Source organism: Bacillus velezensis, from assembly GCF_001461825.1.
GTDB classification, from domain to species: Bacteria; Bacillota; Bacilli; order Bacillales; family Bacillaceae; genus Bacillus; species Bacillus velezensis.
Map to the genome: position 1 here is coordinate 104,388 of NZ_LLZC01000020.1, position 18,151 is coordinate 122,538.

The 18,151-nt window shown below is 47.6% G+C and carries 19 protein-coding genes; 12 read left to right on the forward strand and 7 right to left on the reverse strand.

Translation table 11 applies throughout. From position 1 onward, the window contains the following. The first annotated feature begins 6 nt into the window (after window positions 1-6). Genes AR442_RS15515 through AR442_RS15530 form a run of 4 tightly spaced genes read left to right on the forward strand, consistent with a single transcriptional unit; the run spans window position 7 to window position 3,986 of the window. On the forward strand, window positions 7-1,500 hold the full coding sequence (locus AR442_RS15515) for a sugar ABC transporter ATP-binding protein (protein ID WP_053285356.1): 1,494 nt from the start codon (window positions 7-9) through the stop codon (window positions 1,498-1,500). Then, window positions 1,490-2,461 (forward strand): ribose ABC transporter permease RbsC, encoded by a 972-nt coding sequence (gene rbsC, locus AR442_RS15520; protein ID WP_053285355.1) that lies wholly within the window; start codon window positions 1,490-1,492, stop codon window positions 2,459-2,461. Before AR442_RS15515 ends, rbsC begins: the two co-directional genes overlap by 11 nt. 13 nt (window positions 2,462-2,474) lie before the next feature. Then, window positions 2,475-3,392, forward strand: a complete 918-nt coding sequence (gene rbsB / locus AR442_RS15525; protein WP_053285354.1) for a ribose ABC transporter substrate-binding protein RbsB — start codon at window positions 2,475-2,477, stop codon at window positions 3,390-3,392. A 60-nt stretch (window positions 3,393-3,452) separates the two neighbouring features. Continuing rightward, window positions 3,453-3,986 carry an SH3 domain-containing protein gene (locus AR442_RS15530; RefSeq protein WP_021494846.1) on the forward strand — a complete coding sequence of 178 codons (534 nt, stop codon included), beginning with the start codon at window positions 3,453-3,455 and terminating at the stop codon, window positions 3,984-3,986. Window positions 3,987-4,110: 124 nt separating this feature from the next. Here AR442_RS15530 and AR442_RS15535 read toward each other — a convergent pair whose 3' ends face one another. From AR442_RS15535 to alsS, 3 genes are all read right to left on the reverse strand, one after another. After that, entirely contained in the window at window positions 4,111-4,635 is a 525-nt protein-coding gene (locus AR442_RS15535) for an NAD(P)H-dependent oxidoreductase (protein WP_020956445.1), read from the reverse strand. Between the two features lie 102 nt (window positions 4,636-4,737). Beyond that, window positions 4,738-5,505, reverse strand: a complete 768-nt coding sequence (gene budA, locus AR442_RS15540) for an acetolactate decarboxylase (protein ID WP_003151318.1) — start codon at window positions 5,503-5,505, stop codon at window positions 4,738-4,740. A gap of 60 nt (window positions 5,506-5,565) precedes the next feature. Beyond that, the gene (gene alsS / locus AR442_RS15545; protein WP_032860108.1) at window positions 5,566-7,278 is read right to left on the reverse strand and encodes an acetolactate synthase AlsS; all 1,713 of its coding nucleotides are present in this window, start codon (window positions 7,276-7,278) and stop codon (window positions 5,566-5,568) included. Between the two features lie 156 nt (window positions 7,279-7,434). Here alsS and alsR point away from each other — a divergent pair, with 156 nt between their 5' ends. Both alsR and AR442_RS15555 read left to right on the forward strand, forming a co-directional pair. Continuing rightward, entirely contained in the window at window positions 7,435-8,343 is a 909-nt protein-coding gene (gene alsR, locus AR442_RS15550) for an acetoin biosynthesis transcriptional regulator AlsR (protein ID WP_007407528.1), read from the forward strand. 195 nt (window positions 8,344-8,538) lie between these two features. Next, window positions 8,539-9,870 (forward strand): arsenic transporter, encoded by a 1,332-nt coding sequence (locus tag AR442_RS15555; RefSeq protein ID WP_012118610.1) that lies wholly within the window; start codon window positions 8,539-8,541, stop codon window positions 9,868-9,870. A gap of 47 nt (window positions 9,871-9,917) precedes the next feature. Here AR442_RS15555 and AR442_RS15560 read toward each other — a convergent pair whose 3' ends face one another. The 3 genes from AR442_RS15560 to AR442_RS15570 all read right to left on the reverse strand — a co-directional run bounded on the left by AR442_RS15560 (window position 9,918) and on the right by AR442_RS15570 (window position 12,744). Next, window positions 9,918-10,592: a hypothetical protein gene (locus AR442_RS15560; protein WP_007407530.1), complete on the reverse strand. Its 675-nt coding sequence runs from the start codon at window positions 10,590-10,592 to the stop codon at window positions 9,918-9,920. 41 nt (window positions 10,593-10,633) lie between these two features. Continuing rightward, entirely contained in the window at window positions 10,634-11,527 is an 894-nt protein-coding gene (locus AR442_RS15565) for a hypothetical protein (protein ID WP_014419049.1), read from the reverse strand. Window positions 11,528-11,649: 122 nt separating this feature from the next. Further along, entirely contained in the window at window positions 11,650-12,744 is a 1,095-nt protein-coding gene (locus AR442_RS15570; protein WP_014419050.1) for a CotH kinase family protein, read from the reverse strand. A 140-nt stretch (window positions 12,745-12,884) separates the two neighbouring features. Here AR442_RS15570 and AR442_RS15575 point away from each other — a divergent pair, with 140 nt between their 5' ends. The 3 genes from AR442_RS15575 to AR442_RS15585 all read left to right on the forward strand — a co-directional run bounded on the left by AR442_RS15575 (window position 12,885) and on the right by AR442_RS15585 (window position 14,737). Beyond that, window positions 12,885-13,451 carry a CotG/ExsB N-terminal domain-containing protein gene (locus AR442_RS15575; RefSeq protein ID WP_053285353.1) on the forward strand — a complete coding sequence of 189 codons (567 nt, stop codon included), beginning with the start codon at window positions 12,885-12,887 and terminating at the stop codon, window positions 13,449-13,451. Between the two features lie 156 nt (window positions 13,452-13,607). Then, window positions 13,608-14,228, forward strand: coding sequence for a flavin reductase family protein (locus tag AR442_RS15580; RefSeq protein WP_053285352.1), 621 nt, complete (start codon window positions 13,608-13,610; stop codon window positions 14,226-14,228). A gap of 164 nt (window positions 14,229-14,392) precedes the next feature. After that, window positions 14,393-14,737, forward strand: a complete 345-nt coding sequence (locus tag AR442_RS15585) for a DUF4181 domain-containing protein (RefSeq protein WP_017418774.1) — start codon at window positions 14,393-14,395, stop codon at window positions 14,735-14,737. Between the two features lie 11 nt (window positions 14,738-14,748). Here AR442_RS15585 and ggt read toward each other — a convergent pair whose 3' ends face one another. Then, window positions 14,749-16,326 (reverse strand): gamma-glutamyltransferase, encoded by a 1,578-nt coding sequence (ggt, locus tag AR442_RS15590; protein WP_053285351.1) that lies wholly within the window; start codon window positions 16,324-16,326, stop codon window positions 14,749-14,751. A 207-nt stretch (window positions 16,327-16,533) separates the two neighbouring features. On the opposite strand from ggt, the gene chrS reads away from it, so the two are divergent. Genes chrS through chrA form a run of 3 tightly spaced genes read left to right on the forward strand, consistent with a single transcriptional unit; the run spans window position 16,534 to window position 18,147 of the window. Then, entirely contained in the window at window positions 16,534-17,010 is a 477-nt protein-coding gene (gene chrS, locus AR442_RS15595; RefSeq protein ID WP_007407537.1) for a chromate efflux transcriptional regulator ChrS, read from the forward strand. A gap of 13 nt (window positions 17,011-17,023) precedes the next feature. Then, the gene (chrB, locus tag AR442_RS15600; RefSeq protein ID WP_053285350.1) at window positions 17,024-17,614 is read left to right on the forward strand and encodes a chromate efflux transporter subunit ChrB; all 591 of its coding nucleotides are present in this window, start codon (window positions 17,024-17,026) and stop codon (window positions 17,612-17,614) included. Further along, window positions 17,611-18,147, forward strand: a complete 537-nt coding sequence (gene chrA, locus AR442_RS15605) for a chromate resistance efflux protein ChrA (RefSeq protein ID WP_021494837.1) — start codon at window positions 17,611-17,613, stop codon at window positions 18,145-18,147. The genes chrB and chrA overlap by 4 nt, the downstream gene beginning before the upstream one ends. Window positions 18,148-18,151 lie beyond the last annotated feature (4 nt).

The following is an 18,151-nucleotide window of genomic DNA, read 5'->3' on the forward strand; positions in this document are numbered from 1 at the left end:
TCCAGCATGCACATCGGCATGACAGACATTCATAAAGCATTCGGCAAAAACCAAGTGCTCTCCGGCGTCTCATTTGAGCTTCTGCCGGGAGAAATCCACGCTTTAATGGGAGAAAACGGAGCGGGAAAATCGACGTTAATGAATCTGCTCACCGGGCTCCACCGGCTCGACAAGGGAAACATTACGATAAACGGAACAAATATGAGCTTCTCCAATCCAAAGGAAGCCGAAAAGCACGGAATCGCCTTTATCCATCAGGAACTGAATATATGGCCGGACATGACGGTGCTTGAAAACCTTTTTATCGGCAAAGAGCTGACGACGGCGTTCGGCGTTTTAGAAACAAAGAAAATGAAAGCGCTAGCAAAATCACAGCTTGAAAAACTGGGAGTCTCTCTTCCTCTTGACCGGGAAGCCGGACAATGTTCCGTCGGACAGCAGCAGATGATTGAGATTGCCAAAGCGCTGATGACAAACGCCGAAGTCATTATTATGGACGAACCGACCGCGGCGCTGACCGAACGGGAAATCAGCAAACTGTTTGACGTGATGACGGCGTTAAAGCGGGACGGCGTATCCATCGTCTATATTTCGCACCGAATGGAAGAGATATTTTCGATTTGCGACCGGATCACCATTATGCGGGACGGCCTCACTGTGGATACGGCGCATATTAAAGATACTAATTTTGATGAAGTGGTCAAACAAATGGTCGGGCGGGAGCTGACCGATCGGTATCCGACTCGCACGCCGTCACTCGGCGATAAGGTGCTCGAAGTGAAAAACGCCTCAAAAAAAGGAAGCTTTTCACAGATCAGTTTCCATGTGAGCGCCGGAGAAATCCTCGGCGTTTCCGGCTTAATGGGTGCCGGACGGACAGAAATCATGAGGGCGCTGTTCGGAATTGACAGGCTCGATTCCGGAGAGATCTGGATTTCCGGCCGAAAAACCGGCATTCGGGGTCCGTACGATGCCATTCGCAAGGGACTCGGCCTGATTACGGAGAACCGCAAAGATGAAGGGCTGCTGCTGGATACGTCCATTCGTGAAAATATTTCATTGCCGAACCTGACCAGCTTCTCTCCGAAAGGCATCATTGACCGAAAACGCGAGGCGGAGTTCGTTGAGCTGCTCATCAAGCGTCTGACCATTAAGACCGCATCTCCGGAAACCGCCGCCCGGCATTTATCAGGAGGAAATCAGCAAAAAGTCGTCATCGCCAAATGGATCGGAATCGGCCCGAAAGTTCTCATCCTTGATGAACCGACAAGAGGCGTCGACGTAGGCGCGAAAAGGGAAATCTATTCATTAATGAATGAACTGACCGATCGCGGAGTCGCCATCATCATGGTGTCTTCCGAGCTGCCGGAAATTCTCGGCATGAGTGACAGAATCATCGTCGTCCACGAAGGGCGCATCAGCGGAGAAATCAATGCGGCCGGCGCAACACAAGAACACATCATGACACTTGCCACGGGAGGGCAGCAGAATGAAAACTGAACCAATGACATCAACTGAACAAAAGCGATTTTCCATTCATACCTTTACGCAAAAACTCGGTCCGTTTCTCGGCTTACTGATTCTTGTGCTGATCGTTTCCGTTTTAAACCCGAGTTTTCTTGAACCCCTCAATATTCTCAACCTTCTTCGGCAGGTTGCGATTAACGCTCTGATTGCATTCGGAATGACGTTTGTCATTTTAACGGGAGGCATTGATCTCTCTGTCGGAGCCATCCTCGCCTTATCGAGCGCATTGGTCGCAGGTATGATGGTCTCAGGCATCGATCCGATCTTAGCCGTCATCATCGGCTGCGCGATCGGCGCCGTACTCGGCATGATAAACGGATTATTAATCACAAAAGGAAAAATGGCGCCGTTCATCGCCACTTTGGCGACAATGACCGTCTTTCGCGGACTGACCCTCGTCTATACGGACGGAAATCCGATTACGGGGCTCGGTTCAAATTACGCATTTCAATTATTCGGGCGCGGTTATTTTCTCGGCATTCCCGTACCTGCCATTACGATGCTGATTGCATTTGCGGCCCTGTGGGTTCTTCTGCACAAAACACCGTTCGGCCGCCGGACATACGCCATCGGCGGCAATGAGAAAGCGGCGCTGATATCGGGAATCAAAGTGCCCCGCATCAAGATCATGATCTATTCTCTGACAGGTTTATTATCGGCGCTGGCAGGAGCGATTCTGACATCACGCTTAAATTCCGCACAGCCGACGGCCGGGGAATCATACGAGCTGGACGCCATCGCAGCGGTCGTTCTCGGCGGAACGAGCCTATCCGGTGGCCGAGGGCGCATCATCGGTACGCTGATCGGGGTTTTGATTATCGGAACGCTGAACAACGGCTTGAACCTTCTCGGCGTATCATCTTTTTATCAGCTCGTCGTCAAAGGAATCGTCATTTTAATCGCGGTGCTGCTGGACCGCAAAAAATCGGCATAGTAGGAGGACCATTATGAAGAAAGCCATCATCACGATCGCGGCATTATCACTGTTTTTGCTGTCCGCCTGTTCACTTGAACCGCCACAATGGGCAAAACCGTCAAACACAAAACATAAAAAAGAATTCACTATCGGGCTCTCCGTCTCTACATTGAACAATCCGTTCTTCGTTTCATTAAAAGAAGGCGTTGTAAAGGAAGCCAAAAAACGGGGCATGAAGGTCATTATTGTCGATGCCCAAAATGATTCATCTAAACAGTCAAATGACGTAGAAGATTTGATCCAGCAGGGAGTCGATACGCTGCTGATCAATCCGACCGATTCATCAGCGATTTCAACAGCCGTTGAATCGGCAAATTCCCTCGGCATTCCCGTCATTGCGCTTGATCGTTCAGCCGAACACGGCAAAGTCGAAACGCTTGTCGCCTCTGACAATGTCAAAGGAGGAGAAATGGCGGCTGACTACCTCGCCGATCAGCTCGGAAAAGGCGCCAAAGTGGCTGAATTGCAAGGGGTGCCGGGCGCATCCGCGACACGGGAACGCGGAACGGGCTTTCATCATATTGCCGACAAAAAGCTGGATGTCGTAACAAAGCAAGCGGCGGATTTTGACCGTACAAAAGGATTGACCGTCATGGAAAACCTGCTGCAGGGACATCCGGATATTAAAGCCGTGTTCGCCCATAATGATGAAATGGCACTCGGGGCGCTCGAAGCGATTAACAGCTCGGGCAAACACATTTTGGTCGTCGGTTTCGACGGAAATAAAGATGCGATTTCTTCCATTAAAAACGGAAAGCTGACAGCCACGGTCGCCCAGCAGCCGGAGCTGATCGGAAAACTGGCAGCCGAAGCGGCGGAGCAGGTGCTCAAAGGAGAAAAAGTCAAAAAAACCATTTCCGCTCCATTGAAACTTCAAACACAAAAATAACCGGCCGATGTTTAGACTTCCGGTAAAACGTGAAAGGATGAAGTAAAAGGAGAGATACAGATGAAGAAAACAGCCAAAGCGGCATCCATTCTGACCCTTGCAGCGGGAATAACAGCGGCTTCAGCTGCCGGAATAACGCCTCTTCCGGAGACACACGCGCAAGAAGCGGTCAAAATTGACGATCTGTACAGCTACCCGCTTGACTCTTATCTCGTTTCCGCGGAAGCATTGAACGTCAGAACAAAAGCATCAGCAGCCAGTCCGAGAGCTGATACCCTTCATTTAGGCGACAGCTTAAAGATCGTTTCATTCCAGAACGCTGACTGGGCAAAAGTACATTATAAAAACGGAAAAACAGGATTTGTATCTACTCATTATATTGTTAAAGAAGCAACAACCGTAAAAACGACGGCAAAAACAAAAGTATATACAGACAAACAAGCGGTCAAAGCTTCCCTTGCTAAAAACACGAGCGTTTCTTTCCTCGGATGGAAAAAGACATCCGGCGGCGGCATTGATTTCGGCTGGGCGCTTGTCGATTACGGGGGCGCAACGGGATATATCAGCACAAAAGATCTGCAAAAACTGACATAATATCAAAACGGTTTTCGCAAATTCAGCGCGAAATCCGTTTTTTCTTTCTTGAGCAGTCAGAAACGTCTAAGGTTCGAAATATTTCTCAGGAAATATTGTCGGATGAAGATGAATGCATACAACTCTAAAATGGCTTCTTTATGTAATCCGCCAGGCGTTTGGCATTGTCACGGATAGCCGCAGCATCGGCGCTGCTTACCCCGTACATCGCAAAAGCCGGCAAATAGGTCATACCCGTAAAATTAGCCATTGCCTGAAACGGCCTTAAGAGCTCGCTCAGTGAAAAATGGTTAGACCCGCCTGCCTGATATGCATCCTCTCCGGCACCTACGGAAACAGCCAGCAGCAATTCTTTGCCGTGCAGCGCCTTTCCTTTGGAGCCGTAAGCCCATCCATACGCCAGCACATGATCCATCCATGTTTTTAAAAGCGGAGGCGCACTGTACCAGTACAGCGGGAATTGAAATACGATCCGGTCATACTGTTCACACAGCTGCCGTTCCTTTTCCGCATCTATTTTCCCGTCCGGATATTCTTTATAAAGCTCACGGACCGTGATTTCATCATGATTTTTTAATTCTTCTGTCCACGCCTTATTGACCGCTGAGTTGTTCATGTCAGGATGAACCGCTAATACCAATACTTTCACAGCTACCACACCTTTCCCTTTTGACTGTATTTTACCTAATCTTTGCCGGTTCAGCCAAATAAAAAGAAAGCCCCCGAGAAAAATGGGGCTTTCTTTTTTAATTTATTCCGGGCTTCCTTCGGTTGTTTCGATGTCCTTCGCAAAATTCGGATTATCTAAATTTGCGTTGAAAAAGTCCGCCGTATTCGGAAGCTTGAGGTTCATATTCATTTTTTGAGAAATGGTCACTTTACAATCTTTAATGACATAGTCAAACACGTGTCCGCCGGAATTGCGTCCTTCATCAATGAAGTGCAGGTGATATCCGGAAACAGCGATGCCGTTTGCGTAACCCGGCGTCCAGAAGCCGGCGATTGTACCCTGGATGTCGTCAAAGTTGAACACAGGCTGTGTTTTTACCGCTTCGATCATCGGAACGTACGGTTTCTCCTGGCGTTCTACCGTTCTTGTCTGCACCTTTTTAAATACGCCGTCTAAACGGATCGCATAAAATAAGTTTTTACTAGGCAGAAGGCTGGCGATTTCCTGCTCGAATTCTTCACGGGTCATTTCGCCGTCGATCGTATGCGTCATATCCGGCGTAAAAAATGTGAATGAGCAGAATGGTGACAGGTCTCCGCCTTTAACAGGCGTAGCCGTACCGTCGCCGCGCAGACGGTAAAATTCTCCGTCAAATCCGATTAATTCGCCGTCCAGTTTGTTGAACGTGCCGATTCCGAAATCACCGAACTTCGGAATGTCAGCCATATCAAAATCTCCGTCATATACTCCGTCCAGCAGAGATGTCATTGTGGATACTTGATAGATCTGATCCTCAGGTGAGCCTTTTTCTCCGCGGCTCATCATATGGATGTCGCTTGCGTTTTTCATATTCCCTTCACTCCTTTTAAATTGGGCTGTTTTAGAAAACAGGTCATGGTGCGCAGAGTGCTAGAGAGCTTTTGCTTTCATTTTTTCTTTGAATTGCTTCGGAAGCATGTCGCTTGATAAATGAACATTGTCACTGTAATCGACAGGAATGTCAATGATGACAGGGCCTTCTGTGTTCAAGCCTTTTTGCAGCACGTCTGCCAGCTGTTCCGGTGACTCAACGCGCAAGCCGGTGGCGCCGAAGCTTTCTGCATATTTTACGATGTCAATGTTTCCGAAATCTACGCATGATGTACGGTTATATTTTTTCATTTGCTGGAATGCGACCATATCATATGTGCTGTCATTCCATACAAGGTGAACGATCGGCGCTTTTAAGCGGACTGCCGTTTCCAATTCCATTGCAGAGAACAGGAATCCTCCGTCTCCTGAAACGGATACGACTTTTTCACCCGGATTCACCAATGTGGCGGCAATCGCCCAAGGAAGCGCTACGCCCAATGTCTGCATGCCGTTGCTGATCAACAGTTTCAGCGGCTCATAAGCGCGGAAGTAGCGGGACATCCAGATCGCGTGAGAACCGATATCGCAAGTGACGGTTACGTCGTCATCAATTGCATTGCGCAGTTCTTGGACGATTTGCAGAGGGTGCACTCTGTCGGATTTATGGTCGCTTGGCGCCTTCTCGCTGTCTGTGAGCATCTGTTTTAATTCGCTCAGCACTTCTTGTTCACGGCTGCCCATATCAAATGTCACAGCGTCGTGTTCAATTTGTTTAACCGTAGCGGCGATATCGCCTAATAATTCTAATTCCGGCTGATAGGCATGATCGATATCGGCCTGGATTTCGTCAAGATGGATAATAGCACGGTCGCCGTTTACGTTCCAGAACTTCGGATCGTATTCAATCGGATCATAACCGATCGTTAATACGACATCCGCCTGTTCAAGCAGAAGATCGCCCGGCTGGTTGCGGAACAGTCCGATCCGGCCGAAATATTGGTCTTCCAGCTCTCTGGACAATGTGCCGGCCCCTTGGTACGTTTCTACGAAAGGCAGTTTTGTTTTGGCAAGCAGTTTGCGGATTTGTTTTACCGCTTCCGGTCTTCCGCCTTTCATGCCGACTAACAGAACGGGAAGTTTCGCCGTCTGGATTTTCGCGATAGCCGCGCTGACCGCTTCTTCCGGTGCAGGGCCTTGTTTCGGCGCCGGCACGCTGCGTACGTTTTTCACGTTTGTGATTTCATTCACAACATCCTGCGGAAAGCTCACAAAAGCCGCGCCTGCCTGACCTGCTGACGCTGCCCTGAAGGCGTTTGTTACCGCTTCTGGTATATTCCCTGTTTCCTGTACTTCTACACTGTATTTTGTAATCGGCTGAAATAGCGCCGCATTGTCCAATGATTGGTGTGTCCGTTTTAACCGGTCTGCGCGAATGACGTTACCCGCCAGCGCCACTACCGGATCACCTTCTGTATTAGCCGTTAACAAGCCGGTCGCCAAGTTGGATGCCCCCGGGCCTGAAGTAACGAGACAAACGCCTGGTTTTCCAGTCAGTCTTCCGACAGCCGCAGCCATAAATGCAGCGTTCTGTTCGTGACGGCATAAAACCAGTTCAGGTCCTTTATCTTTTAACGCATCAAATACTGCATCAATTTTTGCACCCGGAATGCCAAAAACATGTGTGACACCTTGCTCCACTAAGCAATCAACAACAAGCTCCGCCCCCCGATTTTTTTCAGAGGTTTTTAGTTCATTTGTTGCTTTTGCCAACACCCTCACTCCTTATTATGCATATTAAATATAAAATTTTAAGTAATTTGTGATATTATTCACTATACACTCTTTGGAAATTGACCTCCAATATCAATTCGCCGTATGATTAATATGTTTCACGAATAATTAACAAAGAGAAAGGAATGGATAAGGATGGAGCTTCGCCATCTTCAATACTTTATTGCCGTTGCCGAAGAACTTCATTTCGGCAAAGCTGCGCTTCGGTTAAATATGACACAGCCGCCTCTCAGCCAGCAGATCAAACAGCTTGAGAAGGAAGTCGGCGTGACCTTATTAAAGCGCACGAAACGGGTTGTAGAGCTTTCAGCTGCCGGAGAAAGTTTTTTAAAACACAGCAGAAACGCGATCGAAGAAATAGACAAAGCGATTGAAATGGCGCAGAGAACGGCGCGGGGAGAGCTCGGCCGCCTTGTCGTCGGTTTTGTCGGCTCGGCCACATATGAATTTCTGCCGCCGATCATTCGGGAATTCCGCGAAAAATTCCCCTCCGTCAAGCTTGATCTGCGTGAAATTTCTTCTTTCAGACAGCAGGAAGAACTTCTGAAGGGGAACATTGATATCGGCATCCTTCATCCGCCTTTACAGCATTCCGCGTTACATATGGAAAAGGTGCAGAGCAGTCCGTGCATTCTGGCTTTGCCGAAGCAGCACCCGCTTACCGCTAAACAGACAATCGACATTCAGGATTTAAAAAATGAACCGATTATCACACTGTCGAAAGAAACATGGCCGACTTTATACCTAGAGTTTGTAAACTACTGCGAGCAGGCGGGCTTCAAACCGAAAATCGTTCAGGAAGCGACGGAGTATCAAATGGTGATCGGATTGGTTAGTGCCGGTATCGGCGTAACCTTCGTGCCTTCTTCTGCTAAAAAGCTGTTTAATCTCGAAGTCGCCTACCGCGGCATTAATCAGGTGCAGCTCACTGCCGAATGGGTCATTGCCTACCGCAAGGATAATCAAAACCCGATTCTGAAACATTTTCTGGATATTATGAATAAACGTCAGGCTTTATTGCAGGCGGATAAGGAAAATGCATAAAAAAGAGGGCCGCCGAAAGCAGCCTCTTTTTTTTGTGCTTTTATGGAATTTTACTAAATTGGTAGAAACGCTCAGTACACCTTACGACCTGTACCCGTATACATACAGTACAACTGATCAGGAGGGATAAAAATAACGGGGCGGCAATGACCCATCTAAAAGGAGGCAGAACACATTACACATATTACCGTCATTTTGACCCTGATTTCTTTCTTTGTGACCATTATTTTTATATTTTGGAGACCCGGGGGATTAAATGAAGCCGTTCCGGCGTCGCTGGGCGCCATTCTCGTTTTGTTATGCGGAACCGTTTCCTTTCATGATTTGGGGGATATAGGGTCAAAAGTCACCGGAGCATCAATCACCATTATCTCCACAATGATTATGGCGATCGCGCTGGAAAGCTTCGGTTTTTTTAACTGGGCGGCGGCCAAACTGCTTCACCGCGCCAAGGGATCGGGCATCCGGCTTTTTTGGCTGACCAACCTGCTCTGTTTTTCAATGACGCTCTTTCTGAATAATGACGGCAGCGTCTTAATCACCACTCCTATTTTACTATTGGTCTTACAATATCTCGGACTTAAAAGACATCAGAAAACACCGTATTTAATAAGCGGCGTATTAATTGCGACGGCGGCAAGCACCCCGATCGGCGTCAGTAATATCGTCAATTTAATTTCTCTCAAAATGATAGGCATGGACCTTTATTTGTACACCAATATGATGTTTATCCCCGGCACGCTGGGACTGGTGTTTATGGCCTTTCTGCTGTTTGCCGTTTTTTACCGCCGTTTGCCGAAACAGCTCCCCGATATTCCGGTTCATTTTGATTCGCTGGAACACAAACGATATCACCCGCTTCAGCCTCCGCCAGACCCGACCCAAAACAGCCGTACGAACATCATGTTTTGTGTTTTGGCATTTGTATTGTTCGTCCGGATCAGTCTGTTTGCAGCTTCTTACAACGGCATATCCGTTTCGCTCGTGGCTGTCATCAGTTCAGTCATCCTGCTTGGCTGGAGATGGTTTTATTTAAAAATCGGACCGGCAGACTTATTAAGGAAAGCGCCTTGGCATATCTTTATTTTTGCCTTCACGATGTACATTATCATCTACGGACTGCATAATATCGGACTGACGGCGCTGCTTGTTCAGTCTATTGAACCTTATGTCTCACAAAGCATTGCCCACGCTGCATCTATTATGGGCATTGCTACATCCGTCCTCTCTAATTTGTTCAATAACCATCCCGCCTTAATGATCAGCACTTTGACATTAACTGAAATGTCCATCGACCCATTAACCGTAAAAATCATTTATCTGGCTAATATTATCGGCAGTGATATCGGATCATTGCTTCTGCCGATCGGGACATTAGCCACGCTGATCTGGATGCATATCATCAGACAGCACGGCGAAAAAGTTTCTTGGTCAGAATATATCAAAACGACCATTATCGTTGTCCCTCTCACCGTCGTGTTTACCATTACCGTTTTATATGTTTGGATCAGTTGGATTTACCTTTAGCTCCCATAAAAAAACTGCCTGCTGTATAAGAGAGGCAGTTTTATCATTTATGGCAGGTGCATGGTCTTTAAATGATTCAATTTCCAAAAAACAGTATCGCCGTCTGCATTGGTCAATTCAAGAATATTATCTGAGACATCCTGCAACAGCCCCACTTTATTCGGTATATCTCCTAAATCCAGAATAATCAGCTTCCCGATATACCTTTTTAATTGCTCCTCAAAATTCCGGACAAGGGGCACATTAGCGGGAACAACCGGCAGCTCTGAACTGTTTAATGTATACGGCGTCTGCTCATCGGAATAGGGTGTCAGCCATTTCAAATGATGCATCGAGATGAAAAGAGTCTTATAAACCGGAGAGAAGAAAACAAAATAATCATTTAAAACACTTGTCACATACCCATGAATAGAACGGTCTCCCGTAACAAATATTTCTGTAAATCTGCCTTTTATATGCTGGAGGGTATTCCGGTAAGAAAATGAATGTTCCTGTTTTTCGGGATGCGGACTTTTTTTTCTTGCGTACGGTTCTTTATTCTCTTCGTCCGGGAGCGTCAATGTCATCCGCTGAAGATGCAGCAGCGGAATATAAAGAAACGTCCGGCCGTCATGAATCACAATGATATCCTGACCGATATCCAAAAGAGTTCCTGAAAATGTCGTATTCCCCGATATCTCAATATCGACTTGTTTATCCAGAAATCTGCTTAATCCAGCCATTTCATTCCCCCCTCTCCCGCGTTTACGGACAATCTTTCCAATCATTTACGGCCGCGTTTCCACCGATAATCTATTGTCCTTAATACAGTGGCGTAGCTATAAGAGACCTCTTTCTCCCGTTTTGAGGATCGAACGGATCTTGATGATCTTTTCGACTTTTTAGAGGAAGTACGCTTCTCTTCGCGTGATTCTTCTTCATGCGGCTTTTCTTCTTCGGCGCTCTCTTTCTCACCTTTATTCTCGTCGTCTTTATTCTCCTCTTTTTTAGCTGCGCCTTTTGCCCCTTCGCTGATGCTCTTGATATGAAAAGGATAGATCCGCAGCACTTCTTTATCTTTCACAAGAGTGTAGTGGCCGTCGGAATTATCCACAAGTATACCTTCAACGGCTTCAGGACCTCCGCGGTTGATGGATACCCATTTGTGGATCAGGCGTTTAAATATGCCGTGAAAATCATCAGCCATTTCAAATTCCGGGCGCTCCTCCTCTTGGCCGTCCTCTTCTTGTTCCGCGCTGATGCTTTTGACATGGTCGGCGTTAAAATATACAATTCCGTCATCTTCCGTTTCCAGCACGAGAAAATCATCCCCTGTTTCGTGAAGCTTTCCTCTTTTCGATTCCGGACCTCCCTGATTCAATTGCACCGTGCGATTGGTCATCCGGCTGATCAGGTCTTGAAAATCATCAGCTTTTTCACATTCTGCCGCTTCGGCCGGCGATACGGTTTCACTCGTATTTTCCGTCACACTTTTCACGTGTTTCCATTGATAATAAACGATTTTATTATCAACCTGAAGAGCGATATAATCCGATTGAATGTCTGCTAATCTCCCTGTCTTGGACTCCGGGCCTCCCCGGTAGACAGTAATCACTTTTCCTTCCATCGCATGCAAAAAGTTGTCATCAGACCGCTGCCGCTTCGTATTGCGTTTCATCTATTGTCCTCCTAGTCATTTTTCTCATAATGTAAAAAGCATAATGCATATATACGTATCACGATTATTTTCGGGAACTGATTCACCAGCCTATTTGTAAAAAATCTTTCTTCATTTCCAAATCAGATATTCCACCGCTCTAACTCACTGCTGATGAAGGCGGACCGCTCCTTAATGTACTCGCAAATCACTTCAGGCTCCCGGTCAAAGCAATCAATCTCCTCTTTCTTATATGGGTCCTTCGCGACATGCGGCCTGATCTGCTCATACAGTGACATGACCTTCGGCTTCATATATTCAATGGTAAACCGGGTCTGAAGCGTCTCTTCCAAAAGCCGTTTGTACGCTTTGCGGAAATACGGTTCATCCAGAAGCCTTGCAGTCAAGGTATTAAACCCTTGTATTCTGACATAATCGGCCTCCATCCGATCACCGTGAATGTCTCTTCCCCATGTCGCATCGTAATCCCACGGAATGACTTCAAAAAGTCCCGTTTCATGATTCCGGTACAAAGCGTAATTATGAACAAATCCATCGTAGTTTGAGGTAAACACGATGCCCGCAAGCCACCGCAAATACTTATCGGCGTCCAAGTGTTTGACGATCTCCCCCTTGAACTCTGACTTCGGCACAGTATTAATTTTATAGATCATATCCTGCAAGTATAAATCGTCTTCTTTCGTTCCCGTTTTCTTTTCATAACCAAGTTCGAGCGATGTTTTCGTATCCCGCTCCAGATCACTGACGAGGGAGAAATTGGCGTCGTCATCAACCGCGTAAAAAACAGCGCCGTCCGCCAAATTCCGTTTCGCCAGAAAATATTCATCCACTGACTCCAGCTCAAGATACACCCCCTCATGTCTGCCATTGATTTGCAAGGTTACGAAATTCGCCTTTGGTGACAGCGTCCCAAGCTCCGCGAAGAAATCGAGAGACAGCTTATTCCGCATCATCGACGGATCTTTGTATTCAGCGTTTAAATGTATCTCTTTCGCCCTGCGAAATGTTTTCGGCGAATAAAAAGCGATATGATACGATTTTTTCTTAAAATCTCTTATATGAGAGCCGCGGTACGCCAGATCAATGTCAAGCCGTTTTTGATTCACTCTCAGCACCGCGGGCACCGGATCATCATCCCAAATGTCTTTTTTCAGCTCCATTAAGTCTTTCGGGTGAATAAACAGCTGGTATAGAGGCAATGTTGATTGGTCTTTCATCAGTAACCCTCCCTGTATTAATTTAGGCTGTGCTTTTTATATAAAACTCAGCGAATCACACATACACTTTTTTCATCCATGCGTACTATGTGGTAGTAAGGATCGCATCCTTAAAACATATATCATGAGGAGGTTTCAAAATGGGCCACTATTCCCATTCTGATATCGAAGAAGCAGTAAAGTCCGCAAGCACCGAGGGATTGGAAGATTATTTGTACCAAGAACCAAAAAGCAGTAAGAAGAGAAAATCTCGCAGCCATAAAAAATCTCGTTCTCACAAAAAATCTCGCAGTCATAAAAAGTCCCGTTCTCACAAAAAATCTCGCAGTCATAAAAAATCGTCCCGCTCTCACAAAAGATCTCGCAGCCATAAAAAATCCCGTTCTCACAAAAGATCTCGCAGCCATAAAAAATCCCGTTCTCACAAAAAATCTCGCAGCCATAAAAAGTCCCGTTCTCACAAAAAATCTCGCAGCCGTAAAAAATCTTGCCGGTCTCACAAAAAATCTCGCAGCCGTAAAAAATCTTGCCGGTCTCACAAAAAATCTCGCAGCCACAAAAAATCATGCCGCCGCAAGAAAAAACGCACGCAGAAAAAACCTTATCGTCCTCATAAAAAAGACCCTTGCAAAAAAGACGATTACTGCAGCAAAACAGAGTACTGGAAAGACGGGAACATCTGGGTTGTAAAGAAAAACTACAAGTAACACCATTCGTAAATAGGCTGCCGGCTAAACGGAAGCCTTTTTCCTCAATCAGATATATGCCACGTGATAAGATATGCAGCCGGTTTTCTTTTGTTGTGTTTCCGAATTTTCTTTCTGTATAATCAGGTCATACGATAAAGAAAGGCGGCCGAAATCATGCATATCTTACGAGCAGACGAACTGAACGCAAAAGACACTTACAAATTGCTTTCGGGCACAGTCGTTCCCCGGCCGATCGCATTTGTCACTACGCGGTCATCCATCAACGGCGCCGTAAACGCGGCGCCCTTCAGTTTCTATAACGTTGTCTCCGCAGAACCGCCGCTTCTGGCCATCTCAGTCAGCCGCGCGGACGGGCGGCAGAAAGACACCGCGAGAAACGCAATCGCTCATCGGGAATTCGTGGTGCACGTCAGTGATGAGTCCATTATTGAAGACATTAACAAAACGGCGGCAAGGCTTGATCCTGTTGTCAGTGAGCTTGGCATGACAGACCTTTCTGTGACAGACAGCGCTTGCATCAGCGTTCCCGGTATAAAAGAAGCAAAGGTCAGGTTTGAATGTATACTCGAACGCCATCTTCCGTTCCAAAATGACAGCGGAGAAACGACGACAGACCTCATCATCGGCAGAGTCGTTTGTTTTCATTTGAATGACCAAGTATATGACGCCGATAAAGGCTACATACGGACAGATGAGCTGAAACCTGCGGCAAGGCTCGCGGGGAATGAATACGCCAGACTCGGGAAGACATATACGCTTGTCCGCCCGACCTGAAGCAGGAACCATTATAATAGAAGAAACTAGTCAAAAAGACCCCTTTCGAAAGGGGTCTTTTTGAGCCTTTTACCATGTAACTCAGCCTAATGTCTTGTAGAATGCCGAAACTTACAAGGTCCTCACCCGTATGAAACGAGCGGCACATTTTTAGGAGGCACACGATGGATTTCACTCAGTTACTGATTTTTTCAGCCGTATTTATTTTGCTCAGCCTTATGTTTCAAGTATTTGCCGTCAAAGTTCTCAATTTGCCAAAGCCTGTTAAAAAGCAGAAGCCGATAAACGGCACACATCGATTAATTGAAATCACACTGCTTATTACGGGCATCGCAGCGGTGAATTTTTTCAATGAAATGTACGTATTTGCGGGAGTTGTTTTCATGCTATTTTGCTGCAGCGGCTTAATGGAATGGCGGCACCGGCTGGAGGAAAAGCAATATGTGTACGATTCGTTTTACGCGGGTCTTTCTGCCGCGCTTGGCGTGCTTATTTTTTTCATCAGTTAGCGTATCATGCTCTATACTCCTGCGGCCGCTCCGTCGCCGCGCGGGTCGGCCCCGCCTCGGAGAAAGCCTTCTTCATCAATGACGATCGCTGCCGCATGGCCCATAAGCCCGTCAAAATCACCAACGGTCTCGACGCGGTGGCCGCTCTGCCTTAGGGCTTCTCTTGTTTCAGGGCTGATTCTGCTTTCAACCCTCAGCCCTTCATACTCCTCTCCCCATGTCCGTCCCCAGACCCAGCGCGGCTCATTGATCGCCTGCTGGGGGTCCATTTTGTAATCAATGATGCGCGTAATCATCGCTGTCTGAGTTTGCGGCTGGCCTTCTCCTCCCTGGGTTCCGTACAGGATGTGCGGCCTTCCTTCTTTACAGGCCATCGCCGGCATGAGGGTGTGGAACGTCCGCTTGCCGGGTTCAAGTGTATTGACATGGGATTCGTCCAACGAAAAAAATGACCCGCGGTTTTGCAGCAGAATGCCCGTCTCCCCCGCTGTAACGGCAGATCCGAACTCGAAATAGAGGCTCTGAATAAAGGAAACGGCATTTCCTTCCGCATCGGCGACGGCGGCATAAGCAGTGTCGCTTCCGACCGGCCGGCTTACCGCCGGCGCAGCCACGTTACCGATTTCTTCCGCAAGCTGCTTTGCATACCGTTTATCAAGCAGCCGATCCAGCGGAATATGAGAAAATGCCGGATCAGTCAGCACTTCATTCCGGTGCTGAAAACTCTTCTTCAGCGCCTCGATCAGCAGATGATAATAGTCAAAGGAACCGTGTTCGATCTGAGAAAAATCATAGTTTTCCAATATATTGAGCGTCATTAAGCCTGTAAAGCCCTGTGAATTCGGCGGAGCCTGATAGATTTTGCACCCGCGGTAATCGGAGGATACCGGGTTCGTCCACTCGCCGCGGTGGGCTTTAAAGTCATCAAGTGTCAGACGGCTGCCGTTGTTTTGCAGAAAGGATATGATGCTTTGAGCGAGATCTCCTTCATAAAAAGCGCTTCTGCCTTTCTCGGCAAGCTGCTCTAAGCTGGCCGCCAGATCCTTTTGGACAAACCGTTCACCGGGCATGGGCGCTTTTTTGTTTCTCGTAAAAATGGCCGAGGTGTAAGGCATCGAGGCTAAAAGAGCGAGATTGCGTTCTGTGTGGGCGCACTGGTCGGCGGACACCGGAAATCCGTTTGCCGCATAATCAAGAGCAGGCTTCAGCACCTCAGCGAGAGAAAGACGCCCGTACGCCGAAAGCACGGCATCCCAGCTGTCCGCCATTCCCGGAACGGTAATGGCGCTTTCTGTCCCGCGCAGAGGGATCGCTTCTCTGCCCCGATACAAGTCTCTCGTCACATGCTTCCCTGAACGTCCGCTCCCGTTATAAGCTTTGATTCGTCCCGTTTCTTTATGGTAAGTGAGCCAAAATGAATCCCCGCCAAGACCCGTCATATGCGGATACACAACTGCCAGACAGGCGCTGACCGCCACTGCCGCGTCAAACGCGTTTCCTCCCTTTTCCAGAATGCCGGCCCCCGCCTGAGAAGCGAGATAATGCGGACTGACGACCATTTGTTTCGTTCCGATGGTTGAAGTATTCATGGCAAGCCCCTTTACAAATTTTCTCAAGTATAAAAAGCGGCTTCGCGGCCATCCACATTCCTGAAAGAAAATCTCACACACTATTTACTTTTCGATAAGAAATAATTCTAAGTTATTACGTATCGAAAACAATAAAAAATTTCTCCCTTCATACCGTAATGTTTCATGATACAATAATGTCTACCAAATGAAGGAAGGTGAAGCGGGTTGGAACATGAATACAGCATTCCGAATCTTGTCCTTGATGAAACGGATAAACAGATTCTTTCGATTTTGCACGAGGAAGGGAGGATTTCCTATACAGACGTAGGAAAGCGGGTTAACCTGTCGCGAGTGGCGGTTCAGCACCGCATTCAGCATTTACTGGATGCCGGTGTGATTGAAAAATTCACCGCTGTCATCAACCCGGCGAAAATCGGCCGTCATGTGTCCGTGTTTTTTAATGTGGAGGTGGAGCCGCAGTATTTGGAGGAAACCGCATTAAAGCTTGAAAAGGAGCCGGCCGTGACAAGCCTTTATCACATGACCGGACCGAGCAAGCTGCATATGCACGGCATTTTCGCAAATGATCAGGAAATGGAAGAGTTTTTGACAAAACGGCTCTATACGCAAAAAGGCGTCGTCAGCGTCGACTGCCAAATGCTGATTAAACGGTATAAAAGCAGAACGGGCATGAAGCTGTAAGGAGGACATAGCCATGAAACATCCCTATTGGGACATTACGGCGGCGATGGTCCGAACGGGCATTCTCGGATTCGGGGGCGGACCGTCGGTGATCCCGCTCATCCGCCATGAAGCCGTCAATAAATACAAATGGATAGATGATGATGAATTCGGAGAAATATTAGCCATCGCTAATGCGCTTCCCGGACCGATTGCCACAAAAATGGCTGCGTATCTGGGCTTCAAGCTGAAAGGCACGTTAGGCGCAATCTTGGCAATCCTCGCCCATATTCTGCCTACATGTCTTGCTATGGCAGGCTTGTTTGCCGCTGTCAATGTCTTAAGCCACTCAGCGGTTGTTGCCGGCATGATTGGCGCCGTCACGCCGGTGATCGCCGTCATGCTCGGCATCATGGCGTACGAGTTTGGCCAAAAAGCGCTTAAAGGATTCGGCTGGGTCACGGGCATCCTGTTTTTTATCATCGCTTTTATCGGCCTGCAAACGCTGCAGATCAACCCCGGCTTTGTCATTATCATTTTCTTGGCGTACGGCGCGTTTCATTTTAAATTAAAGGACAAAATCACAAATAAACGTTCAAAAGATAAAGGAATGTCGGCCTCATGATCATGATTTATATATTTATGGCGTTTTTTGTCGCAAACGTACTCGGATATGGAGGCGGACCGGCGTCGATCCCGCTGATGTTTGAAGAAGTCGTCAACAGATACAGCTGGCTCTCAAACGATCAATTCTCAAATATGCTCGCACTTGCGAACGCATTGCCGGGCCCGATCGCAACCAAAATCGCGGCGTATGTCGGCTACAGCGCAGGCGGGTGGCCCGGGTTCCTGATTGCGCTGATCGCCACTGTCGTACCGTCGGCGCTCGCATTGATCGTCCTCTTGCGCATCATTCAGCGCTTCCGCCAATCCCCTGTCATCAAAGGTATGACGCTGTCCGTCCAGCCTGTCATCGCCGTCATGATGCTCATTCTTACCTGGCAAATCGGCGCAGACGGCATCAAAGCGATCGGCTGGGTTCAAGCGATAGTGATTGCGGGGATTTCCCTCCTTGCCTTGACAAAATTCAAGATGCATCCGGCCTTCCTGATTATCGCGGCGTTTTTGTATGGAGGTCTTGTGGTTCCTCATTTATAAAGAA

Excerpts from the sequence above, each read along its gene's own strand:
- AR442_RS15580 (WP_053285352.1), top strand. The coding sequence starts at position 13,608 with ATGCATATCTTACGAGCAGACGAACTGAACGCAAAAGACACTTACAAA.
- AR442_RS15560 (WP_007407530.1), bottom strand. The coding sequence starts at position 10,592 with ATGGCTGGATTAAGCAGATTTCTGGATAAACAAGTCGATATTGAGATA.
- chrA (WP_021494837.1), top strand. The coding sequence starts at position 17,611 with ATGATCATGATTTATATATTTATGGCGTTTTTTGTCGCAAACGTACTC.
- budA (WP_003151318.1), bottom strand. The coding sequence starts at position 5,505 with ATGAAAAACGCAAGCGACATCCATATGATGAGCCGCGGAGAAAAAGGC.
- AR442_RS15570 (WP_014419050.1), bottom strand. The coding sequence starts at position 12,744 with ATGAAAGACCAATCAACATTGCCTCTATACCAGCTGTTTATTCACCCG.
- AR442_RS15575 (WP_053285353.1), top strand. The coding sequence starts at position 12,885 with ATGGGCCACTATTCCCATTCTGATATCGAAGAAGCAGTAAAGTCCGCA.
- AR442_RS15530 (WP_021494846.1), top strand. The coding sequence starts at position 3,453 with ATGAAGAAAACAGCCAAAGCGGCATCCATTCTGACCCTTGCAGCGGGA.
- chrB (WP_053285350.1), top strand. The coding sequence starts at position 17,024 with ATGAAACATCCCTATTGGGACATTACGGCGGCGATGGTCCGAACGGGC.
- rbsB (WP_053285354.1), top strand. The coding sequence starts at position 2,475 with ATGAAGAAAGCCATCATCACGATCGCGGCATTATCACTGTTTTTGCTG.
- AR442_RS15565 (WP_014419049.1), bottom strand. The coding sequence starts at position 11,527 with ATGAAACGCAATACGAAGCGGCAGCGGTCTGATGACAACTTTTTGCAT.
- ggt (WP_053285351.1), bottom strand. The coding sequence starts at position 16,326 with ATGAATACTTCAACCATCGGAACGAAACAAATGGTCGTCAGTCCGCAT.
- AR442_RS15585 (WP_017418774.1), top strand. The coding sequence starts at position 14,393 with ATGGATTTCACTCAGTTACTGATTTTTTCAGCCGTATTTATTTTGCTC.
- alsR (WP_007407528.1), top strand. The coding sequence starts at position 7,435 with ATGGAGCTTCGCCATCTTCAATACTTTATTGCCGTTGCCGAAGAACTT.
- AR442_RS15515 (WP_053285356.1), top strand. The coding sequence starts at position 7 with ATGCACATCGGCATGACAGACATTCATAAAGCATTCGGCAAAAACCAA.
- rbsC (WP_053285355.1), top strand. The coding sequence starts at position 1,490 with ATGAAAACTGAACCAATGACATCAACTGAACAAAAGCGATTTTCCATT.